This window comes from Streptomyces sp. GbtcB6 (assembly GCF_019091475.1).
Lineage (GTDB): Bacteria > Actinomycetota > Actinomycetes > Streptomycetales > Streptomycetaceae > Streptomyces > Streptomyces hyaluromycini.
The window spans coordinates 433,340-449,741 of sequence record NZ_JAGXJL010000001.1 but is presented as its reverse complement, the minus strand read 5'-3'; the positions used below and the strand labels follow the sequence as shown (position 1 = coordinate 449,741).

The following is a 16,402-nucleotide window of genomic DNA, read 5'->3' as shown; positions in this document are numbered from 1 at the left end:
CAACTTGCTGTGGCGCCCGAACGGGCGAATCCCGGCAACCGGAACTGACTCCACGCCCCGCCGGTGACCTGCGTCAGCGGCGGGGCGTCACGTTTGCGTGGCCGCCGAGGTCTTTGGCCGGGGTGCGGTCGCGCGGCTACTGTCGGGCGCGTTTCCTCCGGCGCCGGGGCACCCCCGTCCCCGCGCCGGGGGAAGCGGTACCTGTCCGCCAGCAGAAGGACCGCCGTGGGGTCTCATCGCCGTCTCGCATCGTCGTCCGGGTTCAACCGGGGCGCCGGTGCCGCTCTCTGCGTGCTGTCGGCCGCGGCCGCCGCGCTCGGTGCCGTACCGGCGAGCGCCGCCCCGCACGCCGACAGCCGCGCCGAGGTGGACCGGCTGTACCAGCAGGCCGAGGAGGCGACCGAGGTCTACGACAAGGCCGACGAGCGGGCCGGCGCGCTGCGCCGCGAGGTGCACGACTCCCAGGACCACATCGCCCGCCAGCAGCAGCGCATCAACATCATGCGGGAGGCGCTCGGTTCGCTGGCCGGCGCCCAGTACCGCTCCGGCGGCATCGACCCCACCGTGGCCCTGCTGTTCTCCGACGACCCCCAGGACTACCTCGACCGGGCCTCCCTCATCGACCGCATCGACATCCGCCGGGCCGGGCAGCTCCGGCAGCTCCGGACGGCGATGCGCGAACTCGCCCAGGAGCGCGACGAGGCCGCCGGGAAACTCGCCGAACTGGAGCGCAGCCGCAGGGCGGTCGCCTCCCACAAGGCCGTCGTGGAGAACAAGCTCGCCAGGGCCCGGCAACTCCTCGACGCGATGCCCGCCGCCGACCGCGCCGCCTTCGAGCACGCATCCCGCGGCGACGGCCGGGCCGACCTGCCCGACCTCTCCGGCGTCGCCGCCCCCGACGGCCGCGCCGCCGCCGCGATCGCCGCCGCCCGCTCCGCCCTCGGCAAGCCGTACGTCTGGGGTGCCAGCGGCCCCTCCGGCTTCGACTGCTCGGGCCTGATGCAGTGGTCGTACGCCCACGCCGGGATCCACCTCCCGCGCACCTCGCAGGAGCAGCGCTACGCCGGCCACCAGGTCCCGCTCTCCCAGGCGCAACCCGGTGACCTGGTCGTCTACCGCTCCGACGCCAGCCATGTGGCCATGTACGTCGGCAACGGCCAGGTCATCCACGCCCCCTACCCGGGTGCCCCGGTCCGCTACGACCCGGTCGGAATGATGCCCGTCTCCTCCGTCACCCGGCCCTGACTTCCGGGCCCCGACCCGTACGATCGGAAAGTGGCTGGTCATGGACGGGCGTGGCGCTCAGGAGCGGTGGGGCTGTGTCTGCTGCTCCTGCCGCTGACCGGATGCGGCGGCGGGCAGTCGTCGACCGGCGCGGCGATGGCCCAGGTGCAGCAGGTCCTGGACCGCCGCGCGGCCGCGGTCCTCGGCCACGACGAGAAGGCGTACGCCGAGACCGGCACCCGGAGCCCGTACGTGAACCTGCGGGCCGTACCGCTCGCCGACTGGAGCTACCGGCTGACCGCCCTCCACCCCGACGGCGCAGGCGCCACCGCCGACGCGCAGCTCAGCTACCGGATACAGGGCTACGACAAGGCGCCGGTGACGACGGACCGTACGCTCACGCTCAGCCGCACCGCCGACGGACAGTGGTATGTCACATACGACAGGCCCGCCAAGAAGTCCGCGCAGCAACTCTGGGACCAGGGCAAGGTCACCGCCCTCAAGAGCACCCACGCCCTCGTCCTCGGCGTCGGCCAGTCCGGGGCCACGCTGCGCGGCTACGCCCGGCTCGCCGACACCGCCGTCCCCGAGGTCTCCAAGGCCTGGGGCACGGACTGGACCCGGCGGGTGGTCCTGCTCGTACCCGGGTCGCTGAACGGGATGGCAGGCCTGCTGGGCGCCCCCGCCTCCAACTACCGGGGCATCGCCGCCGTCACCACCGGCGAGGCGGGCGGCTCGGGCCAGACGCCCGCGGACCGGGTCATCCTCAACCCGGAGGCGTACGCCGGCCTCGGCTCGGTCGGCAGGCAGGTCGTCCTCACCCACGAGACGACCCATGTGGCCACCCGTGCCCACACCACGGCCGCCACCCCGCTCTGGCTCTCCGAGGGCTACGCCGACTGGATCGGCTACCTCGACACCGGCCGCACGCCCACCGCGGCCGCACCGGAACTCGCCCGCGCCGTCGAGGCCGGGGACGTCCCCGAAGACCTCCCGGCGGACAAGGACTTCGGCTTCACCGACGACCCCACCAAGCTGGCCCAGGCCTACGAGGGCGGCTGGCTGGCCTGCCGGATGATCGCCGGCCACTGGGGCGAGGAGAAGCTCGGCGCCTTCTACCGGGCCGTCGGCGCGCACAAGGAGCGGGCGGGCGCCGTCGAGGACGCGCTGAAGACCGAACTCGGGACGACCCTGCCGGACTTCACCGCCCGCTGGCGTGACTACCTGACGTCTCAGCTCGGCGACTGAGCCAGCCGCTCGATCGCCTCCGTCAGCCACGCCCGCTCGGCCGCGCCGGTCGCCCGCGCGACCCGCAGCATCCCCTCCCGGAACAGGTCCCCGCTCTCCTCCGCCCGCACCGGCTCGCCGTCCCGGTAGAAGAAGCTCGACGGGGTCTCCAGGAAGTCCAGTCGGCGGCGCAGCACGGCCGCCTGCTCCGCCCGGTCCGGGAGGTGGCGCAGGAAGGCCAGGACCGTGTTGAAGCGGACGTGGTCGGTGATCTCCGCCTGTTTCGGGTGGCGCAGCCGGTCGAGCAGGTCCGCCCGGCCCTGCTCGGTCAGCGACAGCACCCGGCGCGGGGCCGCGCCCGCGCCCTCCTCGGTGCGCTGGTCGAGCCGGCCGGCGGCGACCAGCCGGGCGATCGCCGGATAGAGCGCGCCGTCGCTGACCGGGCGGACATGCCCGCTCAGCGCCTTGATCCGCTCCTTCAGCTCGTAGCCGTGCAAGGGCTCCTCGGCGAGGAAGCCCAGGATCGACAGTTCCAGCACGCTGCATTCCTCCTTGCGGGCGTCGCGACCCTCATGTTACCTCTATTCGAGATACCTCGATCAGAGGTATGCCGTCATGAGGGGGAACACCGTGAACGCCCACCGCAGGCAGCTCGTCTCACTCGCCCGCCCCGTCTACGTCTCGCTGCTCGCCTCCGTCGCCGCCGGGATCATCAACACCGTCTGGGTCTCCCGGCTCGGCTCCGCCGCAGTGGCCGCCGTCGCCGTCGCCACCAACGCCGAGAACGTGCTGCTCGGCGTCGCCCTGGTCTTCGCCTCCGGTACGACCGTGCTCGTCGCGCACGCCAGAGGGGCCCGGGACCCCGGCGCGGTACGGGCCGCCGTACGCGGCGGCTGGGCGCTGTGCGGCCTGGTCACCCCGGTGGTCGTGGCCGGCGGGCTGCTGCTGCGCGAGCCCCTGGCCCGGCTGGTCCTCGGCGGCCCGGGCCCGGCCCTGTCCCTCGCCACCGCCTACTTCGCGATCTCCCTGCCGGGCATGACCGTCTTCTTCGCCCAGCAACTGGTCGACGGCATCCTCAAGGGCACCGGCGACACCCGCACACCGATGCGCCTGGCCCTGCTGGCCAACGCCCTGATCCTGGTCTGCGACCCGTTCCTCATCCACCTGTACGGCGTCCGGGGCGCCGCCGCCTCGACCGTGCTGTGCCGCTGCGTGGCCCTGGGAGCGGGACTGCGGGCCCTGCGCCGCAACGCCCTGCTGCGGAAGGCCGCGCAGGCGCCGGCCGCCGAACCGGTACCGGCCGCCCTGCGCCGGACCCTGTGCACCGGGCTGCCCATGTCCGCCGACTTCACCGTCCGGCAGGGCGGCGCGCTGGCGCTGGTGGCGATCGTGGCCCGGCTCGGGGTGCCGGCGGTGGCCGCGTACTCCCTCGCCTACAAGGTCATGTACGTGGCGACGATGGCCTTCTACGCGGTGCGCCAGGCGGCCTCGATCCACACCGCGCACACCCGGGGCGAAGGGCACTGCCTCCGGAAGGAGATCGGGCCGCAGGCGGTGCTGGTGTCGGGGGCGCTCGGACTGGCCGCCGCCGTCCTGCTCGCCGCGACCGCGCCCTGGATCATGGCGGCCTTCGGCGCCGGGCCCGCCGTCGCCCACCAGGGCGTGCTGTTCCTGCGCTGCGTCGGGCCGTATCTGCTCCTGATGGCCGGGTTCATCGCGCTCGGCGGGGTCTTCGAGGGCAGTGGCGGGGCACCGGCGCTGCTGCGGGTGACCCTGCTGGGCACGGCCGTGCAACTGCCGCTCGCGCACGCCCTGTCCGGGCTCGGGCTGCCCGGGATCTGCCTGGCGCTGGCCCTCGCCATGGGGGTGCAGTGCGCGGCCGTCGCGCGGCTGCTGTCCCGGAGTCAGGAGGAGACCGGGGTCTCCTTCGTGCGGGTGGCCTGAGACGGGAAGGGGGCGACGGCGGTCTCGGTCACCGTGGCGCGCCACAGCACGCGGGCCGCCGTGACTGTCGCCGCGAGCAGGAGGCCGTTGCGCAGGACCAGCAGGGTGATGCCGTACCAGTCGCTCACCACGACGTGCGAGAAGCCGACCGGGAACTCCAGGACCGTCACGAAGGTCGCCAGGAGGAGCAGCACCGCGGGCAGGGTCATGCGGCTGGCGTGGAAGCAGAGGCAGACGGCGGCCAGGCCCACCAGCCACACCATGTACTGCGGGCTGATCACCCGGCTGGTGACGGTGAACATCAGGACGGCGGTGAAGGCCGCGTCCGCGAGCGTGTGGGACCGGAAGCGGATCGCCGACAGCCGCCACAGCAGCAGCCAGCCGAACGCGAGCGCGGTGAGCAGCAGGGCCGCCGTGCTCACCGCCTTCACGTCCGGGCCGAGGAACTCGATCGAGCCGTAGTTGAGCAGCACCTCGCCGTGCCAGCCGAAGTGCCGGGCGATGTGGAAGACCAGCGCGCCCAGGGACTCCACCTCGGTGCCCCGGTCCCGCTGGAAGGTCAGGAAGGCGAACGCGCCCGGCATGGCCACCGCGAACAGCGCGCCGACCGCGCCCGCCGTGACCGCCGCCGACGCCCAGGCCCGCCGCCGTACGGCACCCACGAGCAGCAGCGCCGGCCATACCTTGACCATCGCGCCGAAACCGGCGAGGGCGCCCATGATCCGGGGGTGCCGGGCCCCGGCGAGCAGCGCGGCGACGGCGACGGCGGTGACCATCAGGTCGTAGCGGGAGTAGACGGTCGGGCCGAGCAGCGGCACGCCGAGCACCCAGACCGAGGCGCCGCGCAGGGTCCGGCCGGGGCGCAGGCCGGCGTAGAGGAGGAGGGCCAGGACCACCAGGTCGGCCAGGCAGGCCAGTACGAAGAAGGCGGTCGGGTAGTCCAGGAAGGGCAGCAGCGCGGGGGAGAGGATCGCCAGGGCGGCCGCGGGCGGGTACTGCCAGGTGACGTCGTCCAGAGGAAACGTTCCGTGCCGCAGGACCTCGTACCAGCCCTGGTAGATGACGGACACGTCGGTGGTGACGTCCGCGCCGGGGAACACGAACACCTTCAGGACGAACAGCAGCAGCACCAGCCGGGTGGCACCCCAGGTGACCAGCAGCAACACCAGGGCACGCCGCACGCCCGTCCTGTCCACCTGAGCCCCTGTCCGTCGGCATCGCCGTGTCGCGTGGGCCACATGATCTCCCGACGTCCTGTGCGGGGGCCATGAAGCACGGCCGAACGCCCTGTGCAGGTATGGTCTGCGGCGATGCACAAGACGCTCATCGTGACCAATGACTTCCCGCCCCGGCCGGGCGGCATCCAGGCCTTTCTGCACAACATGGCCCTGCGGCTGGACCCCGAGCGGCTCGTCGTCTACGCGTCCACGTGGAAGCGCGGCCGGGAGGGTGCCGAGGCCACCGCCGCGTTCGACGCGGAGCAGCCCTTCACCGTCGTACGCGACCGTACGACGATGCTGCTGCCGACGCCCGGGGCGACCCGGACGGCGGTCGGGCTGCTGCGGGAGCACGGGTGCACGTCCGTGTGGTTCGGGGCGGCGGCTCCGCTCGGGCTGATGGCGCCGGCGTTGCGGAAGGCCGGGGCGCAGCGGCTGGTCGCCACGACCCACGGGCACGAGGCCGGCTGGGCGCAGCTGCCCGCGGCCCGGCAGCTGCTCGGGCGGATCGGGGACGCGACCGACACGATCACCTATCTCGGCGAGTACACGCGGTCCCGGATCGCGACCGCGCTGAGCGCCGGGGCGGCGGAGCGGATGGTGCAGTTGCCGCCGGGGGTGGACGAGAAGACCTTCCACCCCGGTTCCGGGGGCGCCGAGGTGCGGGCCCGGCTGGGGCTGAGCGAGCGGCCGGTGGTCGTGTGCGTGTCGCGGCTGGTGCCGCGCAAGGGGCAGGACACGCTGATCCTCGCGATGCCGCTGATCCTGGCCGCCGAGCCGGACGCGGTGCTGCTGATCGTGGGCGGCGGGCCGTACGAGAAGGAGCTGCGGCGGCTGGTGCGGGAGACCGGGGTCGAGGCGTCGGTGCGGTTCACGGGGGCGGTGCCGTGGGCCGAGCTGCCCGCGCACTTCGGCGCGGGTGACGTGTTCGCGATGCCGTGCCGGACCCGGCGGGGCGGGCTGGACGTGGAGGGGCTCGGGATCGTGTACCTGGAGGCCTCGGCGACCGGGCTGCCGGTCGTCGCCGGGGACTCGGGCGGGGCGCCGGACGCGGTGCTTGACGGGGAGACCGGGTGGGTGGTGCGAGGCGGGTCCCCCGAGGAGGCCGCCGAGCGGATCGTGGCGCTCCTGGGGGACTCCGAACTGCGTCAGCGGATGGGGGAGCGGGGGCGGCGGTGGGTTGAGGAGAAGTGGCGGTGGGATCTCCTTGCGGACAAGCTCAAGGCGTTGCTCTAGAGGATGCGCCGTCGTTCGGCTGCGGGCCGTTGGGGGCTGGTCGCGCAGTTCCCCGCGCCCCTAAAGGGGCGCTGACGCGACCGGTACCTCACATTGATCGAGGAGTTCGCGCTGCCGTGGGGCCGCGAGGAAGGCCGCCAGGAGCGTTGCACAGCACCTCCCAGGCCGCCTCCGCCGCCGGGTCCAGCAGTTGCAGCAGGACGTCGGACGGCGCTGCCGGGTTCGCCGTGACACCTCGCAGCCGGGCTTCCCTCATCCTGCGGTGCTCCCCTTTCACCGACCGGGAAAAGTCTGTTCCAAAACGCTCGGGCCAACTCTGCCGCAGGCCTAGGCGGAACCGGAAAATCCGCACATGCTGCGCGCATGACAGCAAAACTGATGCAGCGTCAGCTGACCAGACGTCACATCCTGGGCATGATCGCCCTCCAGACCGCCGCCGCGGCCGGTCTCACCCGTGTCGGTCTCCAGTCGGCGCAGGCCGCCGAGGAAGCGGCCGACGTCGACAACGCCCCGGCCATCGTGGTCGGTTCCGGGTACGGCGGGGCCGTGGCCGCGCTCCGGCTCGGGCAGGCCGGGATCCGGACCGTCATGATCGAGATGGGCCAGCTGTGGAACACGGCCGGCTCCGACGGCAAGATCTTCTGTTCCACCGCCGCCCCGGACAAGCGGTCCATGTGGTTCAAGACCCGCACGGAGGCCCCGCTCGCCTCCTTCCTCTGGCTGGACGTCGTCAACAAGGACATCACCGCCTATCCGGGAGTGCTCGACCGGGTGCACTACGACAACATGTCCGTGTACGTCGGGCGCGGTGTCGGGGGCGGGTCGCTGGTCAACGGGGGGATGGCGGTCACCCCGCTCCAGTCGTACTTCGCCGAGCAGTTCCCGACCGTGGACGCGAGCGCGATGTACAACACGTACTTCCCGCGCGCCCGCACCATGCTGGGCGTCAACACCGTCGACGCCACCTGGTTCGAGTCGACCGAGTGGTACCAGTTCACCCGGACGTCCCGGAAGGCCGCCGCCAACACCGGGCTCAAGACCACCTTCGTACCGAACGTCTACGACTTCGGCTACATGCAGCAGGAGGCTGCCGGCACCGCCACCAAGTCCGCGCTCGCCCAGGAGGTCATCTACGGCAACAACTACGGCAAGAAGAGCCTCGACAAGACCTACCTCGCCGCCGCCCTCGGCACCGGCAACGTCACCATCCACACCCTGGAGAAGGTGAAGGCCGTCACGCGGGCGAGCGACGGGTCGTACGTGCTCAGCGTCGACCGGATCGACACGACCGGGGCCGTCGTCGAGAGCAAGCAGTACAGCTGTACCTATCTGTTCCTGGGCGGCGGGAGTCTCGGGACCACCGAGCTGCTCGTCCGGGCCCGGGACACCGGTGCGCTGCCCGCGCTCAACTCCAGTGTGGGGGGCGGCTGGAGCACCAACGGCAACACCATGCTCGGGCGGGCCAACCACATCTGGGACACCACCGGCGCCAACCAGGCGACCATGCCGGTCATGGGCATCGACGACTGGGCCAACACCGACAACCCGGTCTTCGCCGAGATCGCCCCGCTGCCCATCGGGTTCGAGACCTGGGTGAGCCTCTACCTGGCGATCACCAAGAACCCCCAACGGGCGTCCTTCACCTACGACTCCGCGAGCGGCGGGGTGAAGCTGGGCTGGACCGCGGCCCAGAGCGCGGTCTCGGTCGCCATGGCCAAGAAACTGTTCGACCGGATCAACGCGGCCAACGCGACGATCTACCGGTACGACCTGTTCGGCTCGGCGAGCAAGGTCTTCGCGGACGACTTCTGCTACCACCCGCTGGGCGGCTGCGTACTGGGGCAGGCGACCGACGACTACGGGAGGGTGAAGGGGTACTCCAAGCTGTACGTCACGGACGGCTCGCTGGTGCCCGGGAACATCGGCGTGAACCCGTTCGTCACCATCACCGCGCTCGCCGAGCGGACGATGGAACGGGTTCTCGCCGAGGACTTCTGAGCACCGGGAGGATGTCCCGAGTACCCCTCTACTTCTGGTAGATGGCCTCGATCTCGTCCGCGTAGTCCTTCGCCACCACGTTGCGCTTGAGCTTCAGGGACGGCGTCAGGTGGCCCGACTCCTCCGAGAACTGGGAGGACAGAATGCGGAACTTCCGCACCGATTCCGCCTTCGACACCGCGGCGTTGCCGTCGTCGACAGCGGCCTGGATCGCCGCGATCAGATCCGGGTCGTCACGCAGCGACGCCGCGGTGGCACCCGCCGGCTTACCGTGGTCGGCCGCCCAGCGGCCCAGGAACTCGTCGTCGATGGTGATCAGCGCGCCCACGAACGGCCGCCCGTCGCCGACGACCATGCACTCCGCGACCAGCGCGTGCGCGCGGATGCGGTCCTCGATCACGGCCGGGGCGACGTTCTTGCCGCCCGCGGTGACGATGATCTCCTTCTTGCGGCCGGTGATCCTGAGGTAGCCGTCCTCGTCCAGGGTGCCGATGTCCCCGGTGTGGAACCAGCCGTCGGCCAGCGCCTCGGCGGTCGCGGCCGGGTTGTTCCAGTACTCCTTGAACAGGTGCTCGCCGTGCAGCAGCACCTCCCCGTCGTCCGCGATGCGGATCACCGAGCCGGGCAGCGGCTGCCCGACCGTACCGATCTTCTGCCGGTCCCAGGGGTTGAACGCGGTCGCGGCACAGGACTCGGTCAGGCCGTAGCCCTCCAGGACCGTGAAGCCGATGCCGCGGAAGAAGTGGCCCAGGCGCTCGCCAAGGGGGGCGCCGCCGGAGATGGCGTACTCGCCCTTGCCGCCGAGCACGGCGCGCAGCTTGCTGTAGACGAGCTTGTCGAAGGTCTTGTGCTTGATCTTCAGGCCGAGGGACGGGCCCGGCGGGGTGTCCAGCGCCTTGCTGTACGCGATCGCGGTGTCCGCGGCCTTGTCGAAGATCTTGCCCTTGCCGTCCGCCTGCGCCTTGGCGCGCGCCGAGTTGTAGACCTTCTCGAAGACGCGCGGGACGCCGAGGATCAGCGTCGGCCGGAACGCGGCCAGTTCGTCGGTGAGGTTCTTGATGTCCGGGACGCAGCCCAGCTTGATCGGCGCCATCATCGGGGCGATCTGGACGAGCCGGCCGAAGACGTGTGCGAGCGGGAGGAAGAGGAGGACCGAACACTCACCGGTGCGGAAGAGGGGGCGCAGGCGCTCCACGATGTTGCCGCACTCGGCGAAGAAGCTGCGGTGGGTGAGGACACAGCCCTTGGGGCGCCCGGTCGTACCGCTCGTGTAGACGATGGTCGCCGGGTCGTCCGCCTTCGCCTGCGAGCTGCGCTCGTCGACGGTGGCGTCGGTGACGCCCTGGCCGAGCCGGCCCAGCTCCTCCAGCGCACCGGCCTCGATCTGCCAGACGTGCTTGAGGGCGGGCAGTGCCTCGCGCACCGACTCGACGGCGGCCGCGTGGTTGTCGAGTTCGACGACGCAGGCGGTCGCGCCGGAGTCACTGAGGATCCACTGCACCTGCTCGGGCGAGCTGGTCTCGTACACCGGCACGGTGACCGCGCCGGCGCTCCAGATCGCGAAGTCGAGGAGCGTCCACTCGTAGCGGGTGCGGGACATCAGGGCGACCCGGTCGCCCGGCTGGATGCCGGAGGCGATGAGGCCCTTCGCGGCCGCGTGCACCTCGGCCAGGAAGGCGGTGGCGGTCACGTCCTGCCAGACACCGCCGACCTTGCGGGCCATGACGGCTACGTCGGGATGCTGCGCGGCGTTTCTGCGGACGATGTCGGTCAGATTGCCGTCCGCGGGGACCTCGTACAAAGCCGGAAGGCTGAACTCGCGCAAGACTGCTGCTCCTCATAGGGCGCCGACGCCACGACGTTGTGCGATGCGACGGTGCGGTCCAAGGCTCGGGCAGGTGCTCAGGGCTTCGCCACGGGCTGGAAGATCCGTTGGTTGAAATCCTGAGCACGACTGGACTGCCCGGACGTTACCCGCCGGTATGGCTTCTTCGACAGGGGGGTCCGGCGAGATGTTCGGTGCGTCACACAGGTTGGTGTTCCTTCGCGTACGGTAGTCCACGGCCTTAGTGACTGACCAGTAACCGGCGGCTCGGCCATTGCCTGTTCACGTTTGCCGCACAGGCCTACGCTTGATCACCATGGCAGCGACACCCTCCGGCGTCCCGAGGACCCGCGTCCACGTGGTCAGCGACGTGCACGGCAACGCCCGTGACCTGGCCCGGGCCGGCGACGGCGCCGACGCCCTGATCTGTCTCGGCGACCTCGTCCTCTTCCTCGACTACGCCGACCACTCCCGCGGCATCTTCCCCGACCTGTTCGGCGTCGAGAACGCCGACCGCATCGTCGAACTCCGCACCGCCCGCCGCTTCGAGGAGGCGCGGGAGCTCGGCGCCCGGCTGTGGGGCGGGATCGGCACGGACCGGGCGACGGCGATCGAGAAGGCGGTGCGCAAGCAGTACGCCGAGATGTTCGCGGCGTTCCCGGCACCGACGTACGCGACGTACGGCAACGTCGACATGCCGCCGCTGTGGCGGGAGTACGCCGGGCCGGGCACGACGGTGCTGGACGGCGAGCGGGTGGAGATCGGGGGGTGGGTCTTCGGCTTCGTCGGCGGCGGGCTGCGGACCCCGATGCGCACCCCCTACGAGATCTCCGACGAGGAGTACGCGGCGAAGATCGAGGCGGTCGGCGAGGTCGACGTGCTCTGCACGCACATCCCGCCGGAGGTGCCGGAGTTGGTGTACGACACGGTGGCGCGCCGTTTCGAACGGGGCAGCCGGGCCCTGCTGGACGCCATCCGCCGCACCCGCCCCCGGTATTCGCTCTTCGGACATGTCCACCAGCCGCTGGTGAAGCGGATGCGGATCGGAGCCACCGAGTGCGTGAACGTCGGGCACTTCGCGGGTACGGGACGGCCCTGGGCGCTGGAATGGTGACGACCCCGGACAGGGGGTGAAGTCGGCTGGTCGGGCGCGCGGTAGCCTTCACGCTGCATACGCGTGCGCACGCGTGTGCAGCGACCTCTCTTACCGGCCCGCATCTGGAGGAGCCACGGCGATGGCGGAACACACCAGCTCGAGCATCACGATCGAGGCGGCCCCGGCCGACGTGATGGCGGTGATCGCCGACTTCGCCCGTTACCCGGACTGGACCGGCGAAGTGAAGGAGTCGGAGGTTCTGAAGACCGACGCCCGGGGCCGTGCCGAGCAGGTGCGCCTGGTCATGGACGCCGGTGCGATCAAGGACGACCAGGTCCTCGGCTACACGTGGACCGGCGACAACGAGGTCTCCTGGACGCTGGTGAAGTCCCAGATGCTGCGCTCCCTGGACGGCTCGTACCTCCTGAAGCCGGCGGGCGCGGGTTCGACCGAGGTCACGTACTCGCTGACCGTGGACGTCAAGATCCCGATGCTCGGCATGATCAAGCGCAAGGCGGAGAAGGTCATCATCGACCGGGCGCTGGCGGGGCTGAAGAAGAGGGTGGAGTCGGGGGAGAAGTGAGGTAGGGCCGCGCCGTAGGGGTACGCGTAGGGTCCCGGGCGCGGGTGAGTGGGGGCTGGTCGCGCAGTTCCCCGCGCCCCTTAGGGGGCGCTGCAGCCGCCGCTTCCATCCAGCTCAGCCGCGGGCAGTCGTGCCGCTGGGGCGGCACGGGTGGGCGCGGGCGGCACCCTGCCAGCGCCGGTAAGTGACACCCCCTGCGCCCGCTGTAGCGGGGGCTCACCTGGACGTCCGTTACGGTTCACCCTCATGCGCACCATCCTGATCACCGGCCCGGGCGGCAGCGGCCGTACGACCGTCGCCGCGGCCACCGCCCTGCGCGCCTCGGCCGAGGGCACCCCCACCCTCGTTCTCAGCGCCGACCGCACGGACACCCTCGGCGCCGCCCTGGGTGTGGTGACAGGACCGGAGCCCACCCGCGTCACCCCCACCCTCGCCGCCTGGCGCCCCGACGCCGCCGCCCGCTTCCGCGAGGACCTCACCGCCTTCCAGACCCGCGCCGCGAACGTCCTCGACCTCCTGGGCGCCTCCCGCCTGGACGCCGAGGAGCTCACCCCTCTGCCCGGCGCCGAGGAACTGTCCTTCCTCCGGGCCCTGCGCGACGCCGCCCTCTCCGAGCGGTACGAGCTGCTCGTCGTGGACCTCCCGCCCGCCCCGCAGGCGCTCGCCCTCCTCGCCCTCCCCGAGGAGCTCCGCCGGTACCTGCGCCGCCTGCTCCCGCCCGAGCGGCAGGCGGCCCGCGCCCTGCGCCCGGTCCTCGGCCGCCTGGCCGGCGTGCCCATGCCCGCGGACTGGCTGTACGAGACGGCAGCCCGCTGGGACGTCGAGCTGGCCGCCGTGGAGGCCGTCCTCGCCGACCGCGACACCGCCGTACGCCTGGTCGCCGAACCCGGACCGGCCGGCGCCGACGCCGTCCGCACCGCCCGCCTCGGCCTCGCCCTGCGCGGACTGCCCGCCGCGACCCTGCTCGCCAACCGCGTGCTGCCCGAGGCCACGCCCCTGCACACCCTCGTCGCCCAGCAGCGCAAGACCCTCGCGGAGTGGTCGGAGGCGTACGAGGTCAAGGCCGTCGCCCACCTGGGGCACGACCCGCGCGGCACCGACGACCTCGCCGCGCTCGCCGTGCCCGGTGTCAACACCGCGCCCACCCCGGTCGAGTGGCCCGTCGCCGACCGGATCGAGGAGGACGGCGTCCTCGTCTGGCACATCCCGCTGCCCGGCGCGATACGGGACGACCTCGACCTCGTCCGGCGCGGCGACGAGGTGGTGATCACCGTGGGCGGCTTCCGCCGGATCGTCGCCCTGCCGTCGGCCCTGCGCCGCTGCACCGTCGCCGGGGCCGGACTGCGCGACGGCGAGCTGCGGCTGCGCTTCGCACCGGACCCGGAGCTGTGGCCGCGCTGACGGTGAAACCGGTACGCCCGTTCGGGTAACGTCGTAGAGACGAACCGTAGGCAGGAGTCCGTCATGAGCGAAGAGCGCCCCGCAGCCGACGCCTCCGAGGCCGCGGACGAGGTACGGGCGACGGACGACGACGCCTGGGCCACCGCCTGCGCCGAGGACCTGCAGGCGGAGAAGGCCCGCCGCCGCGCCCAGTACGGCCCGCCGCCCGGGTCGGCCGCCGAGGAACTGCGCAAACTCGTCGACGCCGTCGCCGACAAGCTCTCCGGCATCCAGACCCCGCTGCTCGGGGCGGTCGCCGGACCGGCCGCCCAGCAGGTGGTCCGGCAGGTCGTCCAGCAGGCGAAGAACGTCGTCGAGCCCGTCATAGAGCGCAACCCGGACGTCTTCGACCACCTGGCCGCGGCCGGCGGCGAACTCCTCGCCGCCTACCGCTCCGCGGTCCAGGCCCAGGAGACCCGCTGGACCGCCGGCAAGCACGACCCGGGCGACGACGACGGCCCCGGTGAACGCATCGACCTGGACTGACAGCCCCGTCGATTCCCTCCGTCCCGCGTCCCCTACCGCCGGCCGGTCCGCTCACCGGACGGACGACGAGAACCCGACGGCAGGGCCTCGGGTACGGTTGGCCGTAGCGGGGCTCGACCGAAACTGAGGGATTCATGGGACTCACCATCGGCGTCGACATCGGCGGCACGAAGATCGCGGCCGGCGTGGTCGATGAGGAAGGCAACATCCTCTCGACCCACAAGGTGCCGACCCCGGGCACGCCCGAGGGCATCGTGGACGCCATTGCTTCCGCCGTAGAGGGTGCGCGCGCCGGGCACGAGATCGTCGGCGTGGGCATCGGCGCCGCCGGTTACGTGAACCGGCAGCGTTCCACGGTCTACTTCGCGCCCAACATCGACTGGCGCCAGGAGCCGTTGAAGGAGGAGGTCGAGGCCCGCGTCGGCCTCCCCGTGGTCGTGGAGAACGACGCGAACGCCGCCGCCTGGGGCGAGTACAAGTTCGGCGCCGGCAAGGGCCACCGCAACGTCATCTGCATCACGCTCGGCACCGGCCTCGGCGGCGGCATCATCATCGGCAACAAGCTGCGCCGCGGGCACTTCGGCGTCGCCGCCGAGTTCGGGCACATCCGGATGGTCCCGGACGGACTGCTGTGCGGCTGCGGCTCGCAGGGCTGCTGGGAGCAGTACGCCTCGGGCCGCGCCCTGGTCCGCTACGCCAAGCAGCGCGCCAACGCCACCCCCGAGCACGCCGAGATCCTGCTTGGCCTCGGTGACGGCACCCCCGAGGGCATCGAGGGCAAGCACATCTCCATGGCCGCCCGGCAGGGCGACCCGGTCGCCGTCGACTCCTACCGCGAGCTCGCCCGCTGGGCCGGCGCCGGCCTCGCCGACCTGGCCTCCCTCTTCGACCCCTCCGCGTTCATCGTCGGCGGCGGCCTCTCGGACGAGGGCGAGCTGGTCCTCGACCCGATCCGCAAGTCCTACAAGCGCTGGCTGGTAGGCGGCAACTGGCGCCCGGTCGCCGACGTCATCGCGGCCCAGCTGGGCAACGAGGCGGGCCTGGTGGGCGCGGCCGACCTGGCGAGAGAGCCCGACCCCATCATGTAATCACCCTGGATTCTCGGGATGCGGCAACCGCAACTCCCTAGGGGCGCGAGGCGGTAGTCGATATGCGGCTACCGCCACGCGGGCGTGACAAGCCACCCACAACCGGCAGTCGCGCACAAACCTCGCGCCCCGAGCCATTGGGTGCGCGGCCCTTTCCATCGCCGCGTACATTGATCCACATGGCGTCGCTCCCCAACTCCCACACAGAGCCCGACGGTTCCGCCGTCATCCGCGTCCTCAGCTACAACATCCGCTCCATGCGGGACGACACCGACGCCCTCGCCCGCGTCATCAGAGCCTGCGCCCCCGACCTGGTCCTGATCCAGGAAGCCCCCCGCTTCTTCCGCTGGCGCAAGAAACTCGCCCGGCTGGCCTCGGCCTGCGACCTGGTGATCCTCACCGGGGGCGGCACGGCAGCCGGCCCGGCGATCCTCTGCGACCTCCGCGCCACCGTCGAGCGCACCGAGGACGTCCTCCTCCCCCTCACCCCCGGCCTGCACCGCCGCGGCCTCGCGACCGCCGTCGTCCGGTTCGGCGCCGCCCGCCTCGGCGTCACCAGCTTCCACCTCAGCCTCCAGCAGGACGAGCGCTACGAACAGGGCGGCCTGCTCCTCGACCGGGTCGCCGGCATGGGCGTGGCGCACGCCATCGCCGGCGGCGACCTCAACGACCGCCCCGACGGCCGCACCTTCCGCCGGCTGGCCGACGCCTTCCAGGACTGCCGTACCACCGCTCCCTGGGGCGGCGAGTTCACCTCCTGGTCCACCGACCCCCACCAGCGCATCGACGCCATCTTCGCGACCAAGGGCATCGAGGTGCTCGGCTGCGGCGTCCCCGAGGATCTGCCCGGCGTAGCCCGGGCAGACCTCGCACGGGCAACGGACCACTTGCCCGTGCTGGCCGCCCTCAGGGTCCCCGCCGTCTCCTAGGCCCTGTCGTTTGGATCATCCCGGCGTCGCGGGGCCTGGCACGCCCATCTGCGGCGTTGTCGTCACTCGCCGACGTCCCCCAGCCTTCGGCCGGGAGGTGCCCCCACCG

Annotated in this window: 14 protein-coding genes; 11 read left to right on the top strand and 3 right to left on the bottom strand. The window is 72.0% G+C overall.

Annotation, left to right across the window (positions count from 1 at the left end; genetic code table 11):
• The first annotated feature begins 225 nt into the window (after nt 1-225).
• Both KVT45_RS02055 and KVT45_RS02050 read left to right on the top strand, forming a co-directional pair.
• Nucleotides 226-1,245, top strand: coding sequence for an NlpC/P60 family protein (locus tag KVT45_RS02055; RefSeq protein WP_217544662.1), 1,020 nt, complete (start codon nt 226-228; stop codon nt 1,243-1,245).
• Between the two features lie 30 nt (nt 1,246-1,275).
• Nucleotides 1,276-2,472 (top strand): hypothetical protein, encoded by a 1,197-nt coding sequence (locus tag KVT45_RS02050; RefSeq protein WP_308310617.1) that lies wholly within the window; start codon nt 1,276-1,278, stop codon nt 2,470-2,472.
• Here the strand turns inward: KVT45_RS02050 and KVT45_RS02045 are convergent.
• Nucleotides 2,457-2,990, bottom strand: coding sequence for a PadR family transcriptional regulator (locus KVT45_RS02045; RefSeq protein WP_217544660.1), 534 nt, complete (start codon nt 2,988-2,990; stop codon nt 2,457-2,459). The genes KVT45_RS02050 and KVT45_RS02045 overlap by 16 nt on opposite strands.
• A gap of 91 nt (nt 2,991-3,081) precedes the next feature.
• On the opposite strand from KVT45_RS02045, the gene KVT45_RS02040 reads away from it, so the two are divergent.
• Nucleotides 3,082-4,395, top strand: a complete 1,314-nt coding sequence (locus KVT45_RS02040; protein ID WP_217544871.1) for an MATE family efflux transporter — start codon at nt 3,082-3,084, stop codon at nt 4,393-4,395.
• Here KVT45_RS02040 and KVT45_RS02035 read toward each other — a convergent pair.
• Nucleotides 4,356-5,591, bottom strand: coding sequence for a glycosyltransferase 87 family protein (locus KVT45_RS02035; RefSeq protein WP_217544658.1), 1,236 nt, complete (start codon nt 5,589-5,591; stop codon nt 4,356-4,358). The genes KVT45_RS02040 and KVT45_RS02035 overlap by 40 nt on opposite strands.
• A 114-nt stretch (nt 5,592-5,705) precedes the next feature.
• Between KVT45_RS02035 and KVT45_RS02030 the strand changes: the two genes are divergently transcribed.
• Nucleotides 5,706-6,848, top strand: a complete 1,143-nt coding sequence (locus tag KVT45_RS02030; protein WP_217544656.1) for a glycosyltransferase family 4 protein — start codon at nt 5,706-5,708, stop codon at nt 6,846-6,848.
• 414 nt (nt 6,849-7,262) lie between these two features.
• The gene (locus tag KVT45_RS02025; RefSeq protein WP_217544870.1) at nt 7,263-8,846 is read left to right on the top strand and encodes a GMC oxidoreductase; all 1,584 of its coding nucleotides are present in this window, start codon (nt 7,263-7,265) and stop codon (nt 8,844-8,846) included.
• A gap of 28 nt (nt 8,847-8,874) precedes the next feature.
• Here the strand turns inward: KVT45_RS02025 and KVT45_RS02020 are convergent, their stop codons facing one another.
• Nucleotides 8,875-10,671: a long-chain fatty acid--CoA ligase gene (locus KVT45_RS02020; protein ID WP_217544654.1), complete on the bottom strand. Its 1,797-nt coding sequence runs from the start codon at nt 10,669-10,671 to the stop codon at nt 8,875-8,877.
• Between the two features lie 316 nt (nt 10,672-10,987).
• Here KVT45_RS02020 and KVT45_RS02015 point away from each other — a divergent pair, with 316 nt between their 5' ends.
• From KVT45_RS02015 to KVT45_RS01990, 6 genes are all read left to right on the top strand, one after another.
• Nucleotides 10,988-11,785 (top strand): metallophosphoesterase, encoded by a 798-nt coding sequence (locus KVT45_RS02015; protein WP_217544652.1) that lies wholly within the window; start codon nt 10,988-10,990, stop codon nt 11,783-11,785.
• A gap of 121 nt (nt 11,786-11,906) precedes the next feature.
• Complete coding sequence (locus tag KVT45_RS02010; RefSeq protein WP_217544650.1) at nt 11,907-12,350, top strand: SRPBCC family protein; 444 nt, start codon at nt 11,907-11,909, stop codon at nt 12,348-12,350.
• 246 nt (nt 12,351-12,596) lie between these two features.
• Entirely contained in the window at nt 12,597-13,751 is a 1,155-nt protein-coding gene (locus tag KVT45_RS02005) for an ArsA family ATPase (RefSeq protein ID WP_217544648.1), read from the top strand.
• A gap of 63 nt (nt 13,752-13,814) precedes the next feature.
• Complete coding sequence (locus KVT45_RS02000; RefSeq protein ID WP_217544647.1) at nt 13,815-14,276, top strand: DUF5304 domain-containing protein; 462 nt, start codon at nt 13,815-13,817, stop codon at nt 14,274-14,276.
• A 134-nt stretch (nt 14,277-14,410) separates the two neighbouring features.
• On the top strand, nt 14,411-15,364 hold the full coding sequence (locus KVT45_RS01995) for an ROK family glucokinase (protein ID WP_217544645.1): 954 nt from the start codon (nt 14,411-14,413) through the stop codon (nt 15,362-15,364).
• A gap of 179 nt (nt 15,365-15,543) precedes the next feature.
• Nucleotides 15,544-16,293 (top strand): endonuclease/exonuclease/phosphatase family protein, encoded by a 750-nt coding sequence (locus tag KVT45_RS01990; RefSeq protein ID WP_217544643.1) that lies wholly within the window; start codon nt 15,544-15,546, stop codon nt 16,291-16,293.
• Nucleotides 16,294-16,402: the final 109 nt, after the last annotated feature.

Coding starts and splice junctions, on each gene's coding strand:
- KVT45_RS02005 (WP_217544648.1), top strand. CDS start 12,597: ATGCGCACCATCCTGATCACCGGCCCGGGCGGCAGCGGCCGTACGACC.
- KVT45_RS01995 (WP_217544645.1), top strand. CDS start 14,411: ATGGGACTCACCATCGGCGTCGACATCGGCGGCACGAAGATCGCGGCC.
- KVT45_RS01990 (WP_217544643.1), top strand. CDS start 15,544: ATGGCGTCGCTCCCCAACTCCCACACAGAGCCCGACGGTTCCGCCGTC.
- KVT45_RS02030 (WP_217544656.1), top strand. CDS start 5,706: ATGCACAAGACGCTCATCGTGACCAATGACTTCCCGCCCCGGCCGGGC.
- KVT45_RS02015 (WP_217544652.1), top strand. CDS start 10,988: ATGGCAGCGACACCCTCCGGCGTCCCGAGGACCCGCGTCCACGTGGTC.
- KVT45_RS02010 (WP_217544650.1), top strand. CDS start 11,907: ATGGCGGAACACACCAGCTCGAGCATCACGATCGAGGCGGCCCCGGCC.
- KVT45_RS02025 (WP_217544870.1), top strand. CDS start 7,263: ATGATCGCCCTCCAGACCGCCGCCGCGGCCGGTCTCACCCGTGTCGGT.
- KVT45_RS02000 (WP_217544647.1), top strand. CDS start 13,815: ATGAGCGAAGAGCGCCCCGCAGCCGACGCCTCCGAGGCCGCGGACGAG.